Raw genomic sequence first — 7,220 nt, forward strand, 5'->3', positions numbered from 1 at the left:
GCGATAGGGGTATAACCCGGCCATGGCTCTGACCACCCCGGCGACCGCCGCCGGACCGGTTCCGCGCCCGCGCCACGCCATCGCGATCGGGTGGCGATAGGGCCAACCTCGATCCGCACTATTCCCCTGCATGGAACGATGCTGTTATGGGCACCCACGCCACCAGACTCGACCGCGTCCTGATCGCCGCCCGGCGGCCGGGCGCGGAGGTCGAGGCCCTTGAAGTAGCCGCCATCCGGCGGGAGCGCGGGGACGCGCTCCGGGAGGAGAGCGAGCTCTCCTATCTCCGCCGCGTTCTGCACGGCCGGATCGACATAATCGATGCCGAGCTGCGGCGGCGCGCCGCCGGGTCGGCCGAGCCGCTGGTGCAGTCGCTGGCGGCGATCCTCGCCGACGACCCGCCGGCGAACGCGCGCTCGCCGCGCCATATGGACATCGGGCTCCTGCCGGACCCCGATCCCGGGGAGTACCGGTCGCAGATGGAGGAGCGGATCGACGCGGCGGGGCCGGCGATCGTGCTGGACCTGTCCGACGCGCGGCTGGCCGAGGCCCGGTTGACGCTGAAGGCCTATGAGCGGGAGGTATCCGAGTATCGGCGGATCGCGCAGGCGGTGATCGACCGGTTCGCGGCCGAGCTGGCCCGCCGCTACCGTGAGGGGCAGGCAACCGTCGACGATCTGCTCAATGAGGAGCAGAAGATGGAGTAGTACCGCACATGACCGCACAAGGTGTCGTCCCCCTCGCTGAGATAGTCCGCTCCGGGTTCACGGAGGGCTGGCACGACGGCCGCCTCGTGGCCCTGGCCGCCGACGGGAGCGTGGAGTTCGCGTACGGCGACGTCGAGGCGGTGATGCTGCCGCGGTCCAGCAACAAACCGATGCAGGCGATCGGGATGCTGGAGAACGGCCTGGACCTGACCGGCGAGCTCCTGGCGCTGGCCGCGGCCTCGCACGCCGGCGAGCCCTTCCACCTGGAGGGCGTGCGCAGGATCCTGGCCGGGGCCGGCCTGGACGAGCAGGCGCTGGCCTGCCCGCCGGACTGGCCGCTGGCCGAGCAGGCGAAGCTGGCGCTGGTCCGCTCCGGCGGTGAGCAGCAGCGGATCACGATGAACTGCTCCGGCAAGCACGCCGCGATGCTCGCCACCTGTGTGATCAATCACTGGCCGACCGTCGACTACCTGGCTCCGGACCACCCGATGCAGCGCGCCGCCCGGGCCGCCGTGGAACGCCTGTCCGGCGAGCCGGTCACCCGGGACGCCGTCGACGGCTGCGGCGCCCCGCTCTACGGCATCTCCCTCGTCGGCCTGGCCCGCGCCTTCCGCAACGCCGTCCTGGCCGACCCGCAGACCCCCGAACGCCGGGTCGCCGACGCCATGCGCGCCCACCCCGAGTACGTCTCGGGCACCGACCGCCTCGACACCGACCTGATGGCCGGCATCCCCGGCCTGCTGGCCAAGGGCGGCGCCGAGGGCGTCCAGGCGGTGGCGCTGCCCGACGGCCGCGCGGTCGCGCTCAAGGTCGGCGACGGCGACCACGACCGGCGCGCCGTGGGCCCGGTGCTGGTGGCCGCGCTGCGCCGGCTCGGCGTCGAGGCCCCGGTGCTCGGCCGCTACGCCGAGTCGCCGCTGCTCGGCGGCGGGCACCCGGTCGGCGCCGTGCGCTCGATGATCTAGGGACGGCACCTTCCCGGTGGGGAGCCCGCAGGACGGGCTCCCCACCGGACGGGCGCCCCGCCGCATTCCCGCTTAGGCTCGCCGATATGACCGAGCGGATGTGGACCCCGACGGAAGTCCTTCCCGAGATCCCGTACGACGAGTGGCGGGCGACGCGCGAGACCCTGCACCGCTACCTGCAGATCGTCGGCAAGATCGCCCTGGCCCACGGGATCCGGCGCAACCACTGGTGGCACATGACCCTGCGGAACCGGCCGCGCGGCTGGTCCACGGCCGAGCTCGGAACGGCGCGGCAGGGCCCGTTGTTCACCTGCGAATTCGACTTCTTCGACCACGTCCTGCGCATCGACACCGACCACGGCGGCCAGGCGCTGGTCCCGCTGACCGACCAGACCGTGGCGTCCTTCTACACCCAGACCCAGGAAGCGCTGCGCACGCTGGACGTCGACCCGCACATCGCGAAGCCGTATCCGTACGACCTCCCGGACAAGGAGCGGCCGTTCGCGCAGGACACGGAGCACAAGACCTACGTGCCCGAACACGCGCACCGCGCCTTCCGCGTCTACAGCCAGGTGGGACGCATCCTGGAGGAGTTCAGCGCGACGTTCTCCGGCAAGGTCAGCCCGGTCCAGGTCTTCTGGCACACCTTCGACATCGCGACCCAGCGCTATTCGCCGCACCAGATCCCCGCGTCGGAGGGCATGGACGAGGCGACCCGCGAGTCCTACTCCCGCGAGCAGATCAGCTCAGGGTTCTGGTACGGCGACCCCGACACCCCGGAGCCGACGTTCTACTCCTACACGTATCCCGAGCCCAAGGGCATCGAGGAGAAGACCCTGCGTCCCGGTCCGGCCCGTTGGGTCACGGCCCGCGGGAGCCACACCGCGTACTACTCCTACAACGAGGCCCGCATGTCGGAGGACCCGGTGGGCTGCGCGTTGGCGTTCTACGAGTCCGCCTATGAAGCCGGCGCCGAACTCGCGCACTGGGATCACGCGGCGCTGGCCTGTTGGGACGGCATCACCGATCCGGTGCTGCGCAGCAAAGAGCCGCTCGGGATCCGGTATTGGCCCGAGCGGCCCTGAGCGGTGCTTGATGTGCTGGAAGAACTGGAATAGCTGGAAGAGCTAGGGGGACAGCGTCAGCCGCCCCACACCCACCACATCGCGGACTTGGTCATGTTCTTCGCCCGGAAGTCCGGGTCGGCGACCGCCGGGTTGTTGTCGATGACGTAGACCAGCACCTGGTTCCACTGGCCCGCCTTGAGCGGCGCGTTCGTCAGGTCCAGGCTGGTCTTGCCCAGCGAGCCGGACACCGCGGTGCCGTTGACGCCCCAGTAGACCGTGTAATTCTGGCCGACCAGCGGGATCAGGTTGGCGGTGAGCGTGACGCCGTTCTTGGCGGTGATGCCGTTCCGGGTCGGGGCCGGGGTCATCGAGTCGATCGGGTTGATCGAGCCCTGGCCGTAGCGGCTCAGGTAGAAGGACTCGATCAGCGCCTCGGTCGACGGCGGGTTGAACGGCTGGCCCAGGGCGCGCATCTCGGAGTTCTGCGAGGGGCGGTTGAAGCCGTGGGCGTAGTAGTTCGCGCCGTCGTAGGCGCCGACGGTGCCGCCGTCCGGGCTCGGCTTGCCGATCCAGCGCCACCACTTGGTGTGGTTGGCCGTCATCTGCGCCGCGGACTGCGAGGTGATGTTCGCCAGGTCCGAGTCGCTGCCGCCGGCGGTGTCGTAGGGGACGTCGTACTCGTCGCCCAGGCCCGCGATGGTGTGCGCCATCTCGTGCACGATCACGCCGTCCGAGCTCTGGTTCTCCCCGGCCAGCGTGGTGATCGAGCCGCCGGCGCCGCCGTAGGTGGCGGTGTGCGCGATGGAGATCACGTGGTTGATGCCGGGCACCAGGTTGGCGTAGGCGTTGGCGGCCTTGGTGTCCACGCACAGCAGCCGGTCGATGCCGTGGCACCAGAAGTGCATGCCCAGCGGGGTCTGCTTGGTGATCCCGTTGGTCGGGTCGTTGGAGATGCCCGAGACCGGGGAGGCGATGTCGATGCGCGAGGCGTCGAAGAAGTTCTGGTAGGTCTTGTAGGGCTCGTAGTTCATCAGCGCCTGCCAGGCGTTCTCCGCCGACTGCGCGAAGACCGGCAGCTCCGAGGCGGTGTAGCCGTCGCCGACGAAGACCAGGTCGATCCGGTTGTCGTGGCGGCCGTTCTCGTGCATCGGCACCAGTACCGGGCCGCTGGCCGTCGGCAGGCCGCCGGGGGCCAGGTGCAGGTCGCGGGGGGTCGGCAGGGCCTGGGGCGCGTGGTCGTCGCCGCCGTGCCGCAGCGTGATGCTGCCGTCCGGGGAGAACGTCTCGAACAGCATGTCGCCGCGGTTGTCGGCGTTGGCGTGGGTGTCGCCGAAGCGGACGGCCCCGGCCGAGGCCGGGCCCGCGGCGGAGGCGGCCAGCAGGCAGGCGCCCAGGGTCGCGGACAGCAGGGCGACGGCCGCGGCCCGGCGGGGCCCGCGGCGGCGGTGGTCGTCAAGGGTGTGACGGAGCATGCGGCCATTCAAACTCCGCATTTCGTCCGGAAAGGCGGCAGTGACCTCACCGACGCGGCCGGAAACGCCGGAATTCATCCTTTCGGCGGCACGAATGCGGCTCGCCCGGCCCGGCCCGGCGAAGCTGTGACCCATGACTCTGCGAAACCTCCCCGTGGCCTTCGCGACGCTGGCTTTCGCCGCCGTCGCGGGCGTGGCCGGCGCCGTCCCGGCCCAGGCGCACGCCGGAAACGCCGACAACGGTCGGATCCAGCTGACCGTCACCCACCGCGGCCCGATCTTCACCGACAACAACGATCTGGGCTACGACATCATCGTCACCAACAACGGCCCGGACACCGCCACCGGCGTGGTCCTGCGCACCACCGGCTGGGACTGCGAGGCCGACGCGCAGAACCGCGAGGCCTGCAAGCCGATCCCGGACCGCTTCGACCCGGCCAAGCCGATGGACTTCGAGACCGACCTGGGGACCATCCCGGCCGGCGGGCACGCCGAGTTCTCGGTGTTCACCACGATCCCGGACGAGAACGCCGGCTTCATCCGGACCACGACCGAGGTGGTCCGCAGCGACCAGTACGACACCCGGTCCGAGCCCGGCGCCTGCGACAGCGGCTGGGAGCCGCAGCCCGACTGCATGTCGGACGTCGTCGACCTGAGCAAGTGAGCTGAATCAGGCTCCAAGACCAGGGCTGCGATCAGGGCTGCGATCAAGCCCTGCGCGGTCGTTCCCCGCACGCGGCGGCGCGCGCCAGCAACAGTGCGCGCTCCCGCGTGTTGGCGGTCAGCTCGGCCGCCCGCTCGAACTCGGCCCGGGCCTCGGCGTGCCGGCCGAGCCGGAAGAGCAGGTCGCCGCGCACGCCGGGCAGCAGGTGGTAGTCCTGCATCGCGCGCAGGCCGGTGAGTGCCTCGGTGATGGCCAGCCCGGCTTCGGGACCCTCGGCCATGCCGACCGCGACCGCGCGGTTCAACTCCACGACCGGGGAGCGGGTCTGCTGGACCAGCCGGCCGTAGAGGGCGGCGATGAGCGGCCAGTCGGTGTCCTCGGCGGTGCGGGCCCGGGCATGGCAGGCGGCCAGCGCGGCTTGCAGGTGATACGGACCCGGCTCGGCCGTCTCAGCGCTCTGTGCGGTCTCAGCACTCTGTAACGCCTGGTCCGCGCGGACCAGCGCCGTCAGCCCCCGCTCGATCTGCAGCCGGTCCCACTTCGCACGGTCCTGATCCAGCAGCAGCACCGGCTCGCCGTCGGGCCCGGTCCGCGCGTGCCGCCGCGAGTCCTGGATCTCCATCAGCGCCACCAGCGCGGGCACCTCCGGCTCGGCCGGCATCAGCCCGGCCAGCACCCGGCCCAGCCGCAGCGCCTCCGCACACAGATCGGCCCGCAGCCAGGCGTCGCCGGCGGTGGCCGCGTAGCCCTCGTTGAAGATCAGGTAGACGACCTCCAGGACCGAGGCCAGGCGCCGTCGCCGCTCCGGGCCGTCGGGGACCTCGAACGGGACGCCGGCGTCGGCCAGGGTGCGCTTGGCCCGTACGATCCGCTGCGCGGCCGAGGCCTGCGGGATCAGGAAGGCGCGGGCGATCTCGGCGGTGGTCAGGCCGCCGAGGACGCGCAGCGTCAGCGCGACCCGCGCCTCGGCGGACAGCACCGGGTGACAGGCGGTGAAGACCAGGCGGAGCAGGTCGTCGTCGATCGCGGTGTCGTCGGCGGCGGCGTCCGCGCCGGCCAGGTCGGCCTCGTAGCCCTCGCCGTCGATCGCCAGCTCCCGGCCGAGCTCGCCGACCTTGCGGCGCAGCGTCTCGGTCCGCCGGAAGTGGTCCACGGCGCGCCGCTTGCCGACGGCGGTCAGCCAGGCGCCGGGCTTGGCCGGCACCCCTGCGGCCGGCCACTGTTCCAGCGCCGCGACCAGCGCGTCCTGGGCCAGCTCCTCGGCCAGACCCAGGTCGCCGGTGTAGCGGGCCAGGGTGGCCACCACCCGGGCCGCCTCCAGCCGCCAGACCGCCTCGACCGTCTCGGACGTCTGCGCCATGCAGCCAGTCTGGCAGCCGGCGCGCCGGGTGGCCGGGTGTACTGACCGGGTGCACTGGCCGGGTGCCCCGCTCGGGGCGGGGTGAGCCGCCCGGGGATGAGCCGGCCGCGCGGCCGTTACCCGCCGAGCTGCTCGCGCAGCTGTTGCTGCGCTTCCCGCAGCTCCGGCGTGAACTCCGGCCCGAGCTCACTCATCTCGAAGATCGGCCGCACCTCCAACGTCGCGCCGCCGGAGAGCGGCGCGCGCTTGACCCACTCCAGCGCCTCCTGCAGCGAGGAGGTCTGGAGCAGCCAGTACCCGGCGACGACCTCCTTGGATTCGGTGAACGGCCCGTCGAGGACGGTGCGCCGCTCCTTGTCGTCGAACCGCACCTTCGCGCCGGCCTGCGTCGGCTTGAGGCCTTCGGCGGCCAGCAGCACCCCGGCCTTGGCCAGCTGTTCGTTGTAGGCGATCATCTCCTCGAACAGGTCGGTCGGCGGCATCGCGCCGGCCTCGGAGCCCTCGTCGCCCTTGATGAAGACCATGAACCTCGGCATGTGATCGCTCCTCGACTGACGGCTGGTCGGTCCAGCCTCCACGAAGGCGTCGGACGGCGCGAGGCGGGATCGACACCGGGTCGGAAGATTTCTTCGGCGCGGGTTGATGCCAAGACATTCTAAGCCTAGGCTTCCTAGGTATGAGTCAGGACATGATGCGCGGACACCTCGACGGCCTGGTGCTGGCGGTGCTCACCACCGGCCCGTCGCACGGCTACGGACTCATCGACGCGCTGCGCGACCGCAGCGGCGGGGTCTTCGACCTGCCGGAGGGCTCGGTGTACCCGGCGCTGCACCGGCTGGAGCGGGCCGGGCTGGTGGCCAGCGGGTGGTCCGAGGTGGCGGGCCGACGGCGGCGGGTCTACAGCCTGACGGCTGCCGGCCGGCGCTCGGCCGAGGAGCGGCGCAGCGAGTGGCGGTCGTTCTCGGCGGCGGTGGAGCGGGTGTTC

At 71.7% G+C, this 7,220-nt stretch carries 8 protein-coding genes; 5 read left to right on the forward strand and 3 right to left on the reverse strand.

The annotated features are described in order from the left end of the window. The first annotated feature begins 146 nt into the window (after positions 1–146). The 3 genes from KGQ19_RS27575 (at position 147) to KGQ19_RS27585 (ending at position 2,757) form a co-directional block, all read left to right on the forward strand. Positions 147–707, forward strand: a complete 561-nt coding sequence (locus KGQ19_RS27575) for an RsiG family protein (RefSeq protein ID WP_212013842.1) — start codon at positions 147–149, stop codon at positions 705–707. Between the two features lie 8 nt (positions 708–715). Next, positions 716–1,672 (forward strand): asparaginase, encoded by a 957-nt coding sequence (locus KGQ19_RS27580; protein ID WP_212013844.1) that lies wholly within the window; start codon positions 716–718, stop codon positions 1,670–1,672. A gap of 86 nt (positions 1,673–1,758) precedes the next feature. Further along, positions 1,759–2,757, forward strand: a complete 999-nt coding sequence (locus tag KGQ19_RS27585; protein WP_212013846.1) for a DUF5996 family protein — start codon at positions 1,759–1,761, stop codon at positions 2,755–2,757. A 56-nt stretch (positions 2,758–2,813) separates the two neighbouring features. Here KGQ19_RS27585 and KGQ19_RS27590 read toward each other — a convergent pair whose 3' ends face one another. Further along, a complete protein-coding gene (locus tag KGQ19_RS27590) occupies positions 2,814–4,211 on the reverse strand; it encodes a M64 family metallopeptidase (RefSeq protein WP_212013849.1) in 1,398 nt (465 codons plus the stop codon). 133 nt (positions 4,212–4,344) lie between these two features. Between KGQ19_RS27590 and KGQ19_RS27595 the strand changes: the two genes are divergently transcribed. Then, positions 4,345–4,875, forward strand: coding sequence for a DUF11 domain-containing protein (locus KGQ19_RS27595; protein WP_212013850.1), 531 nt, complete (start codon positions 4,345–4,347; stop codon positions 4,873–4,875). 43 nt (positions 4,876–4,918) lie between these two features. Here the strand turns inward: KGQ19_RS27595 and KGQ19_RS27600 are convergent, their stop codons facing one another. Continuing rightward, a complete protein-coding gene (locus tag KGQ19_RS27600) occupies positions 4,919–6,235 on the reverse strand; it encodes an RNA polymerase sigma factor (RefSeq protein WP_212013852.1) in 1,317 nt (438 codons plus the stop codon). 116 nt (positions 6,236–6,351) lie between these two features. Next, positions 6,352–6,771, reverse strand: coding sequence for a YciI family protein (locus KGQ19_RS27605; protein WP_212013854.1), 420 nt, complete (start codon positions 6,769–6,771; stop codon positions 6,352–6,354). A 140-nt stretch (positions 6,772–6,911) separates the two neighbouring features. On the opposite strand from KGQ19_RS27605, the gene KGQ19_RS27610 reads away from it, so the two are divergent. After that, positions 6,912–7,220, forward strand: a 309-nt coding sequence (locus tag KGQ19_RS27610) for a PadR family transcriptional regulator (protein ID WP_212013856.1), incomplete at its 3' end; no start/stop codon positions are given.

Origin of the sequence: Catenulispora pinistramenti (assembly GCF_018274385.1) — a bacterium.
In the GTDB taxonomy this organism is placed as follows: Bacteria; Actinomycetota; Actinomycetes; order Streptomycetales; family Catenulisporaceae; genus Catenulispora; species Catenulispora pinistramenti.

Excerpts from the sequence above, each read along its gene's own strand:
- KGQ19_RS27575 (WP_212013842.1), top strand. The coding sequence starts at position 147 with ATGGGCACCCACGCCACCAGACTCGACCGCGTCCTGATCGCCGCCCGG.
- KGQ19_RS27600 (WP_212013852.1), bottom strand. The coding sequence starts at position 6,235 with ATGGCGCAGACGTCCGAGACGGTCGAGGCGGTCTGGCGGCTGGAGGCG.
- KGQ19_RS27580 (WP_212013844.1), top strand. The coding sequence starts at position 716 with ATGACCGCACAAGGTGTCGTCCCCCTCGCTGAGATAGTCCGCTCCGGG.
- KGQ19_RS27585 (WP_212013846.1), top strand. The coding sequence starts at position 1,759 with ATGACCGAGCGGATGTGGACCCCGACGGAAGTCCTTCCCGAGATCCCG.
- KGQ19_RS27590 (WP_212013849.1), bottom strand. The coding sequence starts at position 4,211 with ATGCTCCGTCACACCCTTGACGACCACCGCCGCCGCGGGCCCCGCCGG.
- KGQ19_RS27605 (WP_212013854.1), bottom strand. The coding sequence starts at position 6,771 with ATGCCGAGGTTCATGGTCTTCATCAAGGGCGACGAGGGCTCCGAGGCC.
- KGQ19_RS27595 (WP_212013850.1), top strand. The coding sequence starts at position 4,345 with ATGACTCTGCGAAACCTCCCCGTGGCCTTCGCGACGCTGGCTTTCGCC.